Source organism: Clostridium thermobutyricum (assembly GCF_000371465.1).
In the GTDB taxonomy this organism is placed as follows: Bacteria; Bacillota; Clostridia; order Clostridiales; family Clostridiaceae; genus Clostridium; species Clostridium thermobutyricum.
Genome location: NZ_KB850959.1, coordinates 38,232 through 54,235, shown reverse-complemented (window position 1 = coordinate 54,235; position 16,004 = coordinate 38,232). Strand labels below are relative to the sequence as shown.

Genomic DNA, 16,004 nt, shown 5'->3' with positions numbered 1-16,004 from the left:
TCGTATTTTATATAAATTTTGACAAGAATATATATAAAATTACAATCACTAATAAATTGAAATATACATAATATCTTTAAAAGCTTCTATTTTCGATTATAAAGGCATTTTATAGTTAAACAACAATTATATCTATGAAGATGACTTATAACCGTTATGGCGAGATTTAAGGCTAAATAATGATATATAATAAAAAACATGTTAAGTAAAAATAGAAAGTCTTAATTATTTTTACTTATTATTTTATATTTACTAGAATTGATTATGATATATATTTTTTTAAATCTATACTAAAAGGAATATTCCTACTACTGCTATTAAGTGAACTATTCTCTACTTATAGAATTGGGAGTTTCTTAGACAATATTCCTAATGGAACAAGTTCCCCAAGATTAGAAGATCGTCCCAAACTCAATATAATCAATAACCTATGCTATCAAACGTTCTAAGTTTATACTTGTATTTATATATTTATCATATTCTGTTTCACAGTTTGAACAAGTCCATTTTCTAAGACTTAGATTTTTTACTTCTTTATTTTTATAATCACAACAAAAACATAATTGAGAACTTGCATAATCGATAGGAGCAATAATAATATTTCTTCCATACCATTCTGCTTTATATTCAAACATAACTCTAAATTCGTGCCAACTAGCTTCTGAGTTAACCTTGCTTTATTTCTATTATTGCTACCTTTTTGTTTTCTTGATAAATCTTTTTGTAATTTTCTTAATCTTTTTTCTGATTTTCTAAGATGTTTTGTTAGGCACTCTATACCTATTAGAGTATATTGCAAACTCTTTTAATACGACATCATAACTATCTTTTTATCTACTCTAGGTAACTTTATATTTAAATATGAACTAATATAGAAACAAAGTATTGTCCCATAGAATTTTTAGATACAGTAATACTTTTAATATTACATTTGAATAATCTATGTTGTTTTATCCTTATCATAGACTTTAATTTATGTAATTTTATATACCAATTTTCGATATATATAGTTCCTTTTTGAATTTGGGGAAACCGATAGATTTATCTTTAAAGAAATTTTTATAAGCAGTATATAAATTTAATTGTGCATTAGCTAACGTTAACGAATCTACTTCTTTTAACCACTCATATTTTTTTTTGAATTTAGCAGGTGTTAAGTATGGTTTAGACATTTCTTTAGATGTTAATATATCATTGTTTTTTTCATAAACTTTTATTCTATTAGCTAACATTTGATTGTAAATAAACCTAATACAATTACAAGCATATGAGTAGAATTACTCTAAGTATTAATAATACTTGGAGTTTATTTTATATTTTTACTCTTATATTAAATAGAATTAAAAAGTCTAATATAATAAATTATATTAGACTTTTTAATTGCACAGTTTCAGTATATCTATAAAAAAATTTGTATAAAATTTAAGTTAACTTCATCTTCGCCTTGCAAATTCCATAAATTTAAATTTATCTGGTCTATGCCTTGATTCAGTATATTGAAATAATTCACCATTTTCTAAATATGTATAACTTTTGCATAATACTATACAATTAAAATCTTCAATGTCTAAAAGTTTTTTATCTTCTTGAGTTATTTGTCTAACGGTAATTTCTTTTTTGGCAAATGCTATTTTAAGTCCTAATACATTTTCAATATACTCATAAATAGAATTTTTACATATTTCTTTTGTTAAATTTGGTATAAGCCTACGATTTAAATAATCTTTATCTAATATTATTTTTTCATCATTTATTTCTCTAACTCTAAATATTTCCCAAATATCATCTCTGCAGTTTAACTTTTTTCTTATTGGATGATCTTCTGTTATTATATTAAATAGTTCTAGATGAGTTTCTACTTTTCCGTTCATTTTTTGAGATAATTCTTTAAAACTTACTACGCCTGCTAATGGAAAATCAAATCTTACCATTTCTAATACAAAAGAACCTTTACCTTTCTTTTTTATTATATATCCGTTTTGCTCTAATTTAGTTAAGGCTTTTCTTACAGTATCTCTTGAAACAGAATATTTATTCATCATTTCAGATTCAGAATCTAATTTTTCATTTGGCTCTAAAATTCCATTTTCTATTTCTGAAACAACTTTGTTATATATCTTTAAATATTTACTTTCCATATTCATCACTTTAGAAATATTTTATCATTGGAATATTTATTTAACAAGTTTATATACAATACTTTCATAAGGTCTTAATTTTATAAATTCAAAATTTTTACTTGGATTATCATAATTAGAAATTAGTATCTTTGAATTATACTCTAAAAGATTTAATTTTTCATATGGCAACTCAAAATTACATTCTTCTCCATAAAAATTATTTATAACTAATAATTTTTCATTTTTATATTCTCTAATATATGAAAAAATTTTCTTATTATATTTTAATATTATTTCAAAACTTCCCTCTGATATTATATTTTCTTTATGTCTAAGCTCTATAAGCTTTTTATAATGATAAAATACAGAATTTTTATCTTTAAGTGCATTTTCTACATTAATTTCTTTATTTTTACCTATTTCAATCCATGATATCCCTTTTGTAAATCCTGAATTTTTACTATTATCCCATTGTATAGGAGTTCTTGAATTATCTCTTGATTTTTGGCTTAATATTTTAAGAATGTTATCTTCTGTTAATCCTCTTTCTTTTAGAATATTATAATAATTTATAGATTCAACATCTTTATATTGACTAATTGATGTATAGTATGGATTAGTCATGCCAAATTCTTCACCTTGATAAATATAAGGTGTACCTCTAAGCATGTGAATTGCTGTTCCAAGCATTTTAGCACTTTCTATTAGATAATTTTTATCATCACCAAATCTTGAAACGACTCTTGGCTGATCATGGTTACACCAAAAAACTGCATTCCACCCTTTTCCTTTTTCCATTCCACTTTGCCAATTATCAAATATATCTTTTAATTCTAAGAAATTAAATTTACCATCACTCCATTTATTTCCATATTTATAATCTACTTTTAAATGATGAAAATTAAATACCATTGATAATTCTTTTTCTTTTGGATTTGTATATTTTATGCAATTTTTAATATTAGTAGATGACATTTCGCCAACTGTTATAACATCTTTAAATCTTCCAAAAGTTTTTTCATTTAATTCTTTTATATATTGATGTATTTTATCACCATCTGTATAGAATCTTCTTCCATCTCCAATTAAATCATCTTCAAATTTTTCTGGTTTAGAAATTAAATTAATTACATCAAATATTAATCCTTTAACACCTTTTTCAAGCCAAAAATTGATTATATTATAAATTTCTTTTCTAACTTCTTCATTATCCCAATTTAAATCTGCTTGTGTTTTATCATATAAATGTAGATAATATTCATCGAATTTTTCTACATACTCCCATGAAGATCCACCGAATTTTGATGTCCAATTTGTTGGTGCTTTACCATTTTTACCTTTTTTAAAAATGTAATAGCTTTTATATTTTTCATTACCTTCCATAGCTTTTTTAAACCAATTCGACTCTGTAGAAGTGTGATTAAATACCATATCTAACATTAAATAAATTTCTCTTTTTTCTGCTTCTTTTATCAATTCTTCAAAATCTTCCATAGTACCAAATGTTTTATCAATATTATAATAATCAGCGACATCATATCCATTATCTCTTTGAGGTGATATATAAAATGGAGTTAACCAAATATAATCTATTCCTAGATTTTTTAAATAATCTAACTTTTCAATAACTCCTCTTAAATCTCCAATACCATCATTATTACTATCTTTAAATGACTTTGGATATATTTGATATACTACTGCTTTTTTAAAATCTATATTTTTCATAACTATTTCCTCCAAATTTTTTATGAATTAATTGAAGGCAAATGTAATATCTAATTAAGATACTAAATTTGCCTTAATACTAGTTAAATTTTACTTCCATTAATTCATCATTATCTACATTTTCCTTTTCTTCTCTAATAGATATCTCTTTAAATTTATCTGTATTTGCTACTACCATAAATACAGTTGTTGAAACAGCTTCTTTTCTATCAAATCTATATCGAAATTTAAAAGTTCATCTCCAAGTTTAACTGTATCTCCAACTTTTACTAAAGAATCAAATCCTCTTCCGTTCATTCCTACTGTATCTATGCCTACATGTATTAAAAGTTCTACTCCTTTATTTGTAGTTAATGATAAAGCATGTTTTGTCCTAAATATCATTGAAATTACTCCATCTGCTGGTGAGATTATTTTGCCTTTTATAGGTTCTATTGCAATACCTTCTCCTAACATTTTACTTGCAAAAGTTTCATCATTTGAATCTTCTAATTTAACAAGTTTACCTTTAACAGGACTATATATTTTTTCTATAGCTCCTTTATTTTTTTCTATTAAATCATCATTATTTTGAATATCATTTATTTCTTTTTTGTCTGTTACAACAGATACTTCTTGTTGATTTGTATCTAGTTCTTTTTTAGTTTCTCTACCTGTTAAAGCATCTAAATTAAATTTAATACTTCCTTTTCCTTCATCAACAGCTTTTATATCTCTTCTTATCTTTGGAATTGCAAAGAACATAATAGGGATTAATACTAATGGACTAAAGAATGCTATAGCCATTCCTATGAAGTAAACACTCCAGAATTTTGGGAATATTTATAAAAAAGCTGGTAATCCTCCTACACCGATTGATGTAGCTAAAACTCCATGTACTGCTATATATGCAGATGCACAAGCTGAACTTATTAAACATGCTAAGTAAGGCCATTTATATCTTAATGTTACTCCATACATTGCAGGTTCTGTTACACCCAAATAAGCAGTAATACCTGCTGTAGCCCCTAATCCTTTTGTTTTTTTATCTTTACTTAAGAAGAACATTGCTAAAGCTCCTGAGCCTTGTGTTATATTTGATAAAGCAACCATTGGCCATAAAAGAGCCCAATGAAGTGGGGATGCTAACAATTGAAAATCTACAACTAAGAAAGTATTGTGCATTCCTGTAATAACTATTATTGCATAAGTGAATCCAAATAATAATCCAGCGAATAAAGCGTAATTTTTAAATAAATATACAAATCCTGATGACATTGCATTACCTATTGCAAATGTTACAGGTCCAATAATAATGAATGATAAAAGTCCTGTTACTAATAAAGCAATTGGTGCTACTAGTAATAATTTAAATGAGTCTGGTACGATCTTGTTCATAAATTTTTCTATTTTAACCATTATATAAGTTGAAACGAGAACAGGTAATACTTGTCCTTGATATCCTATCTTTTGGAAAGCATGTCCGAAAAGTGACCATGTTGGCACTGCATGTTTTGCTACGGCTTGACCATAAGAATATGCATTTAATAATGCTGGATTAACAAGTATTAATCCCAGAACTATACCTAATAGAGGATTTCCTCCAAATTTTTTAGCTGCTGACCAACCAACAAGTGCAGTTAAAAAAGTGAATGATGTATTAGCTATAACGTTTACCATTTCTGCAAAACCGGCCCATGCTGGATAAACTTGTATTAAAGATTTATTAGCATAAAAAATTCCTTGACCTGCCAATATGTTATTTAACCCCAATAAAAGACCAGCAGTTACAATTGCTGGAAGTATTGGGATGAATATATCTGATAAAGTTTTAATTGCTAATTGAATGGGATTTAGCTTCTTTGCCGCTTCGTCTTTTGCTTCTGATTTAGATACTCCCTTTATATTAGTAATAGATAAAAGATAGTCATATGCTCTATCAACTGTTCCAGGACCTATAATAACTTGAAATTGTCCATTTGCACTAAAATTACCTTTTACTAAACCAATATTTTTTAAGTTTAATTCATTTACCTTTCCTTCATCTTTTAAAATGAACCTTAATCTTGTAATACAGTGTGTAGCCATAGAAACGTTGTTTTCACCACCAACAGCTTCTAGAATTTCTTTTAAATCATCTTCAAACTGCTTTGTGTTTTCCATAAGTTTCCCCCTCCTTTAAATTCTATATATTATTTGAATAAAAAATAATTTATAGAAGTATTTTTATCTTTAAAACTTATACGTACAAATTATATTTTTGTAATAACCTGTACGTATAAGTTTTTCAATGATATATTTGTAAAATTTTACTTAACATATGAAAACATTTTCTTAATTCTAGGATAAATTATTTTATTTATATGTCTTATTTAAATTTTATATTTTTTTGAGTCATAATGTATTATAAATAAAATTGGTTTTCAAAATGTATAAAAAAATTATAAATATTAATATGAAAAGATTTTAATTAAATTTTTAAACATAGAAAAGATACAGAACACTAAAAATTTAAGCATTCTATATCTTCTTTATTTTTGTTTTATAAAAGAGTTTATTTTTTTTAAAATTCGTGATATCTTAAAAATAAGAAGACAAAATACGTCTAAAGGGTTGATTTTTTATTATTTTTTTCTTTACTATTTATTTTAAAGGTTACATTTGACTTTTTATTGTCCAAATCTTTATTATGTTTAAAACTCACTTTATTTTCCTTATCACTACTAACAACAATTTTATTTATAACGATTAATGAAATCATTATAATTGCAGTTATTAGAACAGATATTATATCAATTTTACATCATCTCCTATTTGTTATTACCATTGATTTTCATTTTGCTATTACTCATATTGGAAATGATTTATTTAATAAATTATAAGGAGATGATTAAAAATTTATTTCATTATAGTATCATTAGCATTTATTTCCCATTCATAAGAATGTTTTTCTAATTTTACTGTTCCTCTTTTAAACCAATAATAAAATCCGCATTATCAAAATTTATTATTTTATAAGCGAATATGTATTAAATGGGTTATATATAATTTTTTATTATAAAAAGTTAAATTTCTGCTTTTATTAACTTATAATATCATAAAAAAGCTATCGCTAAATTATTTTAAGCGATAGCTTCTTTTATTACTTCTTATCGTATATTTGCTAATTACTTCTTGCTATTTAAAATTTTTCCTTTGTTTATTAGTATTAATGTTGCTACAGCAAAACCTAATAATATTATTATTGGTAATTCACTTGCATCTCCAGTCTTAGGACTCTCAGTATTACTTTGGCTATTATTATTTTCTATATTAGTTTTACTACTATTTTTTGCAGCAACATTTTCAATTTTATTATTTTTGTTATTATAATTAGTTATTTCATTTTTAATGTTATTTAATTTATTAATATTATTTTCTTTAAAATTAGATTTATTATTTTTATTATCATAACTAGTTATAATATTTTTAGAGTTTAATTTATCTTTTATAGATAAGAATTGATAGGCATCTTTAGAATTTATAGTTATATTAAATACTTTATTATTTAAACTATAATTTTGAGGAGCTTTGATTTCCTTTATTGAATAAGTTCCCCATTGTAAATTATCTAAACTTGCAATTCCATCTATATTTGTAGTTACAATTTTATTAAATCCATTTGGACCAGTTACTTTAAATTTAGCACCTTCAAGTTTAACTCCATCTTTACCTATCTTAGTTATAGTTAACTTACCTAAAATTTGAGTATCATTGAAAGTTAAACTTTGAATTGTACCAACATTTTCACTTGTAACTTGAATAGTTTGGACTTTATCATTTAAATTATATCCTTGTGGAGCTTTAATTTCTTTTACTGAATAAGTTCCCCATTGTAAATTATCTAAAATTGCAATTCCGTTTTTGTTTGTAGTTACAATTTTATTAAATCCATTTGGTCCTGTGATATTGAATTTAGCTCCTTCAAGTCTAATCCCATCTTTACCTGTTTTAATTATACTTAATTCCCCTAAAATTTGAGTATCATTAAATGTTAAACTTTGAACTTGTGAAACATCACTTGAATTTATAGTTATAGTTTGAATTTTATCATTTAATTTATACCCCTGTGGTGCTTTAGTTTCTTTTATTTTATAAGTACCCCAAGGAAGATTGCTTAAACTTGCAACTCCTTCTTTATTTGTAGTTACAGTTTCATTGAATCCATTTGAACTACTTATGGTAAACTTAGCACCTTCAAGCTTAGCTCCGTTTTTACCTAATTTAGTTATATTTAGATTACCTAAAATTTGAGTATCATTGAAAGTTAAGCTTTGTATTTGTCCAACACTTTCATTTGTAACTTGGACAGTTTTAACTGTCTTATTTAAATTATATCCTTCTGGAGCTTTAATTTCTTTTACTGAATAAGTACCCCAAGGAAGATTACTTAAACTTGCGACTCCTTCTTTATTTGTAGTTACAGTTTCATTGAATCCATTTGGTCCTGTTACAGTAAATTCAGCTCCTTGAAGTTTAACCCCATCTTTACCTGTTTTAATTATACTTAATTTCCCCAAAATTTGAGTATCATTAAATGTTACTCCTTGAATTTGAGAAACATCATTTGAATTAATAGTTACAGTTTGAGTTTTATCACTTAATTTATATCCTATTGGGGCTTTAGTTTCTTTAATTGAATAAGTTCCCCATGGCAAGTTATTTAAAGTAGCTACTCCATTTATATCTGTTGTTATAACTTTTTTAAAGTTATTTGCACCAGTTATAGTAAATTCAGCTCCTGAAAGTTTAACTCCGTCTTTGCCTAGTTTAGTTACTTTTATGCTTCCGTTTAATCTTACATCTGTAAAAGTTAATCCTTGTGTTAAATTAACGGTTTTAGCATTAATATTTACAGTTTGTGGTTTATAGTTTAATTCATATCCTTGTGGTGCTTTAATTTCCTTAATTGTATAAGTACCCCAAGCTAAACCATTTAAACTAACGCTTCCATTATCTCCTGTTGTAACTTCTCTATTAAATCCATTTGGTCCTGTTATTTCAAAAATAGCTCCTGCTAATTTTTCTTTATTTAGACCTTCTTTTGTAATAGTTATATTTCCTGTTTCTTGTCCATCTACTACTGTAATGCTTTGAACATTTGAAACATCATTTGAATTTATAACTATAGTTTGAACTTCACTATTTAATTTATATCCTAGAGGTGCTTTAGTTTCTTTAATTCTATAAGTACCCCATTGAAGGTTACTTAAACTTGCAACTCCTTCTTTATTTGTAGTTACAGTTTTATTAAATCCATTTGGTCCACTTATAGTAAATTGAGCACCTGAAAGTTTAACTCCATCTTTACCTATTTTAGTTATATTTAATTTACCTAGAATTTGAGTATCATTAAAAGTTAAACTTTGTACTTGCCCAACACTTGCACTTGTAATTTGAACAGTTTTAATTTCATTATTTAAATTATATCCTAAAGGAGCTTTAACTTCTTTAATTGTGTAAGTACCCCATGGTAAGTTACTTAAAGCAGCTAATCCTTCTTTGTTTGTAGTTACAATTTCATTAAATCCATTTTGTCCTGTTACTTTGAATTTCGCACCCGCAAGTTTAACTCCATCCTTGCCTGTTTTAATTATATTTAACTGACCTAAAATTTGAGAGTCGTTAAATGTTACACCTTGTACTTGTAAAACATCATTTGAATTAATAGTTATAATTTGAGCTTTATCACTTAATTTATAACCTAATGGGGCTTTAGTTTCCTTAATTGTATAAGTACCCCATTGTAAATTATCTAAACTTGCAACTCCTTCATTATTTGTGGTTACAACCTTAGAAAATCCATTTGGACCTGTTACTGTAAATTCAGCTCCTTGAAGTTTAACACTATTTTTTCCTGTTTTAGTTATATTTAAATTACCTAAGATTTGAGTATCATTAAATGTTATACTTTGTATTTGTGAAACATCATTAGAATTAATAGTTACAGTTTGAGTTTTATTACTCAATTTATACCCTTGTGGTGCTTTAGTTTCTTTAATTGTATAATTTCCCCATGGCAAGTTATTTAAAGTAGCTACTCCATTTATATCTGTTGTTATAACTTTTTTAAAGTTATTTGCACCAGTTATAGTAAATTGAGCACCTGAAAGTTTAACTTCGTCTTTGCCTAGTTTAGTTACTTTTATACTTCCATTTAATCTTACATCTGCAAATTTTAAATTTTGTGTTGAGCTAACATTATTTGAATCAATATTTATAGTTTGAGAGTTATTATTTAACTCATATCCTTGTGGTGCTTTAATTTCTTTAATTGTATAAGTACCCCATTGTAAATTATTTAAACTTGCAACTCCTTCTGTATTTGTAGTTACAACTCTATTAAATCCATTTGGACCACTTATGTTAAATTCTGCACCTGCAAGTTTATATCCGCTTTCATTTAACTTCTCTATAGTTAAGTTTCCTAATACTTCACTATCAACAAAAGTTAGATTATTAGCTTTTGAAACATCATTTGAATTTATAACTACGGTTTGAGGTTTGTTATTTAAATTATATCCTTTTGGAGCTTTGATTTCCTGTACTGTATAAGTACCCCATTGTAGATTATTTAAAGTAGCTATACCTTCTCTATTTGTAGTTACAACTTTATTAAATCCATTTTGTCCTATAACTTTAAATTCTGCTCCAGGTAATCTATACCCGTTTGCTCCAGTTTTCAATATACTTAATTGACCTAAAATTTGATAATCATTAAATGTTAGGTCTTGTACTTGTGAAGCATCCTCAGAATTAATAGTTATAGTTTGAGCTTTATTATTTAACTCATATCCTTGTGGTGCTTTAGTTTCTTTAATTGTATAAGTACCCCATTGTAAATTATTTAAACTTGCAACTCCTTCTCTATTTGTAGTTACAACTTTATTAAATCCATTTGAGCCTGTTACTGTAAATTCAGCACCTTGAAGTTTAACACCATCTTTTCCTGTCTTAGTTATATTTAATTTACCCAAAGTTTGAGTATCTTTAAATGTTAAACTTTGTATTTGTCCAACACTTGCACTTGTGACTTGGACAGTTTGAGATTCATTATTCAAATTATACCCTAAAGGAGCTTTTATCTCTTTTACTGTATAAGTGCCCCAAGGAAGATTATTTAAATTAGCAACTCCATCTGTATTTGTAGTTGCAATTTTATTAAATCCATTTGGTCCACTTACATCGAATTCTGCTCCTTGTAAATTTTTGCTTCCTGTTGAGTTAGTTTTAATTATTTGTAAATCACCTAATATTTGAGTATCTTTAAATGTTACTTCATTTTCTTTAGTAGCATTTTCGGCATTAATAGTAAATGATTGTATATTAGGATTTAAACTATAGCCTAATGGTGCTTTAGTCTCTTTAATTGTATAAGTTCCTAATGGAATATCTGTTAATTTTACAATTCCATCTGTATTTGTAGTTACAACTCTTTTAAATCCATCTGGTCCTGTTACTGTAAATTCAGCACCTTCAAGCTTAGCTCCATTAGAACTTAACTTTTGGATTGTAAAACCACCATTTGTAGGTATTTTAGAGTCATAAATATAACCTAAATTAAGAGTTGTTCCTATATTAGATTTTTCAATGCTGAAAGGAATTGGAGTATTATTAACTAAATATCCTTTAGGTGCTTGTAATTCTTGTAAATAATAATTTCCTGTTGAATTTATATTTCCATGAATTTCTCCATTTTCCCCTGATGTAACCTTATATAAAAGTTTACCATCAGAATTATAAACTCCATAAACAGCTCCCTGTAAAGTTATTTTATTTGAAGTTTGAGAATTCTTTGCTGCTTTTATTGCACTAAAAGCATAACCTTTTTTAGTTTGAACAGTAGAAACTACATTGTTATTATATTTAAGAGAATTATATGTTGTAGTTCCATCTGGTACATCTTTTAAAGAACATTCTATTTTTATTACTTTTGTTTCAGATGATATTTTTGAATTTATTATAGTGTCATTTTGCACATAAATTTTATTTCCATCAATCTTATAAGAAAATCCTTTAGGAACTTCTATACTTTTTAAAATTACACCAACAGGTAAATCATCTTCTAAATTTAGATAATTTGCTGGGTAAATTCCATAAGCTTGAACATGAAGTTCATATAAAACATCATTGCTTTGTCCTGGATAAATATAAGATATATTTCCTTGGTCATTATCATTTGCACCTACAGTTTTCCATACCTGAATTAATCCAGAATTAGATGAAAAGTTTATAGTGCTTGAGCTTTTAGTAGTAAGATTATCAACACTCATTTCTGCTGTATTAGTTATTTTATTTAAAAGTTTATCTACTTTAGCTGTATAACTTAATGTAAAGCATTCTGTAGTATCTTTATTAAATTGTATTGTTAATTCATTTGTCTGATAATTTAATGTAATTACTCCATCAACACTTCCACTTTGTGATTCGGACATAGGATTATATGAAGGATTTAAAACCTTATATGTACCATCCTTAGTTATTTCACATATCTTAAAATTATACGGAATAAATTGATTAATAGAATTTGCCATATTTGCACCAACAAAAGAATTTAACTCTAATCCTTCTGGCATTTTATCTTTAATAATAGCACCAGATTTTATAAGATAGTTTTGAGGATTAACATTTAAAGTATATGTTTTTATATCTCCAACATTACTATAAAACTGATTATTTACAGTTTTACTAAAAAAGCCTTTTATAGTATTAGATGTAACCTCGGATATTTTGTCTACTCTAAATGTACCAAAAACACTAGAAGAATATTGATTTAATGTTGCATTATTTTGGGCAAATCCATATCTATTAGTAAAGTTATTAGCATATTTTAATGGAATAGTTCCTTTATAATAAATAATATAATTTTCATTTTGAGGAATATTTTTTATCTCAATTGATGTATTATTTATAGTAGAGTATTTCAAAAATTTATTTGTTACATTTACATTTCCATTTGGGGTAACCTTATATATAGATAAGCTTCCTTTAACCAATTGAAATGCTGCTAACATATTATCTTTAAAAGTACTTTCTCCGTTTATTCCATGAGTATTTATTTCAACTTTAAAATTGAATGTATTATTACTACTATTTAAATTGTTAATATTAAAACCATGCTGACCATTTACAGTTTTATTTATATGAACTATATTTCCTTGTCCTGTACCAGATCCTGAATCTGTTTTTCCAGAATCAGTATCTCCTGGATTTGGAGTTGCATTAGGAACATTTATATGAATAATTTGTGCTTTTCCATTTATGTTTATAGGAGTATCTACTTTTGATTTATTGCTAGTATCATTAAAAGTAGCTTCAGCACTGAAATATCCATTTACTACATGTGTTATGTTCCCATTAGCCACAAGAGTTAAAGTATTACCTTTAATGATAGGTTTTCCGAAACAATAATCAGGGTATTTAAGAACTTTTAAATCTTTAAATACTTTTGGCAAAGTGAAAACAAGCTTGTCTCCAGCTGTTAAAGTACCATTTCTTTCGAAATCAATTTTAAAAGTAACTTTACTATTATTGTTAATATTAATACTGTCTCCATTTTTAATTGGCTGATTATTTATAGTTATTTGATAATTAAAATCATTTTGATTTAAATTATCTGCATAAGCTTTAATTGGAATAAAATTATAAAACATTGTTGTAATAAAAAATAATATTGCTATAAAAGATATTTTTCTCGATAACTTCATTTTTTTTCCTTTCTTTATTTAGAAGCTATTAGCAAATATTACTTTATTAAAAAATGAATAAATATTATAAAAAATATTTACAATATCATTATTCCATATTTAATTTTAAAGTCAAATATTATAATATTAATATTAATTTAAAAATATAAAAACTAATATAAAACAAATATTTTCTATTAGATTTAATTTTAAATTTAAGGTTTTAGTAATTTAATATTTTTCTATATATGATTAAAAAACTATATAAAATAAAAAAGGTTGTTACATAAATTTATGTAACAACTTTTTTTATTTTTTGAAATTTTTTGTTTAAAAAGCATTTTGCCAATCGTCAAAGTCTTCTGAATTTATAGAATCAAATGGATTTTTATCTTCTGAAGTTACTTCTTCTAATCCTTCTTTTTTTAATGTATCTGATTCTAATTCTTTTAAATCTTCATCATTTAATTCATTTACGAATTCATCTTCATCTTCAAAGTAATCTCTAAAGTAATCTTCAAATTCATTTTCATTAATATCATTTTCACAAAAATAATTTTCTTTATTTTGAATTCCTTCAAAAACAGATTTTGCTAAATAAACATCTTTAATAATTATAATTGGTTCTTTAAATTTTTTACCATCAATTTCATAAGTATTAATAGTAAGTTTACCATGAATGTTTAGATCAGTCCCTTTAGTTAAATATTTATTTAATAATTCAGCTTTTTTACCAAAAGCAGTAAATTTTATAAAATAAGTTTTTTTCTCTTTTTTCACATAATCATCTACAGTTATTGTCCCGTTATATATAGCAGTCCCATTAACTATTCTAAATGTATATTTTTCTGTTGTTTTTCCACCTAGTGATACTTGATTAAACATATTTAAATCCTCCTATAGCTAAGCTATTTAATTTTGTTTTAATAGTAAATTGTAAATTAATCTAATTTAACTGTATAATTAATGCCATCTATAATAAAGCAATCATTAATCATTTTATTTAATGACTTATTACTAATTGCTTTTTCTAATATATCTTTAAAGCTAGTATGAGCTATTATAACAATAACATCTGAATTTTGTTGCTTAGTGAATCCAGATGATTTTATTGCATCAGCTAACTTGGAATAAGCCTCTTTTGCTCTTCCTTCTTTTTTATCTGCAACATTTCTAACTTTATTTTCTAAAACTAATTGACGTTCTTTTATAGTTTTAGTTAGTTTTTTCATTTTTAAAGCATTGATTTCTTCTTCAGTTAAACCATTATCTTTAGTTTCTTTTTTAGTTTCAGTTTTTTTAATTTCTTTTGTTTCATTAGATATATTTTCTGTTATGCAATTTTTATTTTGTGATTTCATAAATTCTATTGATTTCATGATTGCTATTTCTATTATTAAATTTTTAGACATTGCATTTTTAAGATTATTAAAAGCATCTTGGAATATTTCTAATAGGCCAATAATCTCTTTTGTTTCAATAAGCTCTGAAAATTTAGTAAGACCAAAAATATCTTTCTTTGACATTTCAATAAGATTAGTGCTAGCACCACTTTTTATAATTAGTAAAGCTCTAAGTGCATCTATTAAACTAGTACAAAATTTAGTTTCATCTGTACCATCTTCTAAAGCCTTAAAAAATGTTTCCATAGAACTTGCAGAATCACGTCTATTTAAGTTACCTAATAACTTAAATATTCTAGCATTTGAAGATATACCTAATATAGATATAACCTCTTTTAAAGATGTAATATTGCTGCTAATTAACTGCTCTAATATACTAACTGCATCTCTCATAGCACCTTTTGATACTTTGGCTATAATATCTACTATATTGTCTAAAGTATCAGGAATATATCCTTCAGATTTAGATATAAGCATAAGTTGTTTTTTAATATCATTAACACTTATATTTTTAAATTTATATTTTTGACATCTTGATAAAATTGTAATTAGCATTTTATCAGCATCTGTAGTACATAATATAAATTTCCCATATTTAGGTGGTTCTTCTAAAATTTTTAGAAAGGCATTTGATGCACTAGTAGTAAGCATATGACATTCATCTATTATATAAACTTTATATTTACTTATACTTGGAGAATACATCATATTTTCTTTAATAGCCCTTATATTATCAACTCCACCATTACTAGCTGCATCTATTTCAATAACATCTGGAGAAGTACCATCTTGAATAGCTCTACAACTATCACAGTGTCCACAAGGCTCACCATTTATAGGACTTGTACAATTAATAGCTTTTGCTAAAATTCTTGCAGAAGTTGTTTTTCCACTCCCTGCTCTACCTTCAAAAAGGTATGCTTGTGCAAGTTTATTAGAGATAACTTGTTTCTTTAATATCTCTGATACCATTTCTTGTCCTACAATATCTTTAAATTTACCTGGTCTATATTTATCATTTAATCTCATTTTTTATTCCTCCTTGGCATTGC

At 25.6% G+C, this 16,004-nt stretch carries 7 protein-coding genes and 1 pseudogene; all 8 read right to left on the bottom strand.

What is annotated here, in order from left to right; genetic code table 11:
- Window positions 1-428: 428 nt before the first annotated feature.
- Window positions 429-1,277 (bottom strand): annotated as a pseudogene (locus tag HMPREF1092_RS17830) (RNA-guided endonuclease TnpB family protein); the annotation flags it as partial.
- A gap of 156 nt (window positions 1,278-1,433) precedes the next feature.
- Complete coding sequence (gene treR, locus HMPREF1092_RS15705) at window positions 1,434-2,138, bottom strand: trehalose operon repressor (RefSeq protein ID WP_040414541.1); 705 nt, start codon at window positions 2,136-2,138, stop codon at window positions 1,434-1,436.
- A gap of 36 nt (window positions 2,139-2,174) precedes the next feature.
- Window positions 2,175-3,845: an alpha,alpha-phosphotrehalase gene (gene treC / locus HMPREF1092_RS15700; protein ID WP_002599672.1), complete on the bottom strand. Its 1,671-nt coding sequence runs from the start codon at window positions 3,843-3,845 to the stop codon at window positions 2,175-2,177.
- 171 nt (window positions 3,846-4,016) lie between these two features.
- Window positions 4,017-4,631, bottom strand: coding sequence for a PTS sugar transporter subunit IIA (locus HMPREF1092_RS16870; protein ID WP_002599671.1), 615 nt, complete (start codon window positions 4,629-4,631; stop codon window positions 4,017-4,019).
- Window positions 4,632-4,667: 36 nt separating this feature from the next.
- Window positions 4,668-5,987, bottom strand: coding sequence for a PTS transporter subunit EIIC (locus HMPREF1092_RS16865; RefSeq protein WP_002599670.1), 1,320 nt, complete (start codon window positions 5,985-5,987; stop codon window positions 4,668-4,670).
- Between the two features lie 1,004 nt (window positions 5,988-6,991).
- A complete protein-coding gene (locus HMPREF1092_RS15685) occupies window positions 6,992-13,570 on the bottom strand; it encodes a SpaA isopeptide-forming pilin-related protein (RefSeq protein ID WP_002599669.1) in 6,579 nt (2,192 codons plus the stop codon).
- Between the two features lie 309 nt (window positions 13,571-13,879).
- Entirely contained in the window at window positions 13,880-14,434 is a 555-nt protein-coding gene (locus tag HMPREF1092_RS16665; RefSeq protein WP_002599668.1) for a single-stranded DNA-binding protein, read from the bottom strand.
- A gap of 56 nt (window positions 14,435-14,490) precedes the next feature.
- On the bottom strand, window positions 14,491-15,981 hold the full coding sequence (dnaX, locus tag HMPREF1092_RS15675) for a DNA polymerase III subunit gamma/tau (RefSeq protein ID WP_002599667.1): 1,491 nt from the start codon (window positions 15,979-15,981) through the stop codon (window positions 14,491-14,493).
- Between the last annotated feature and the right edge of the window lie 23 nt (window positions 15,982-16,004).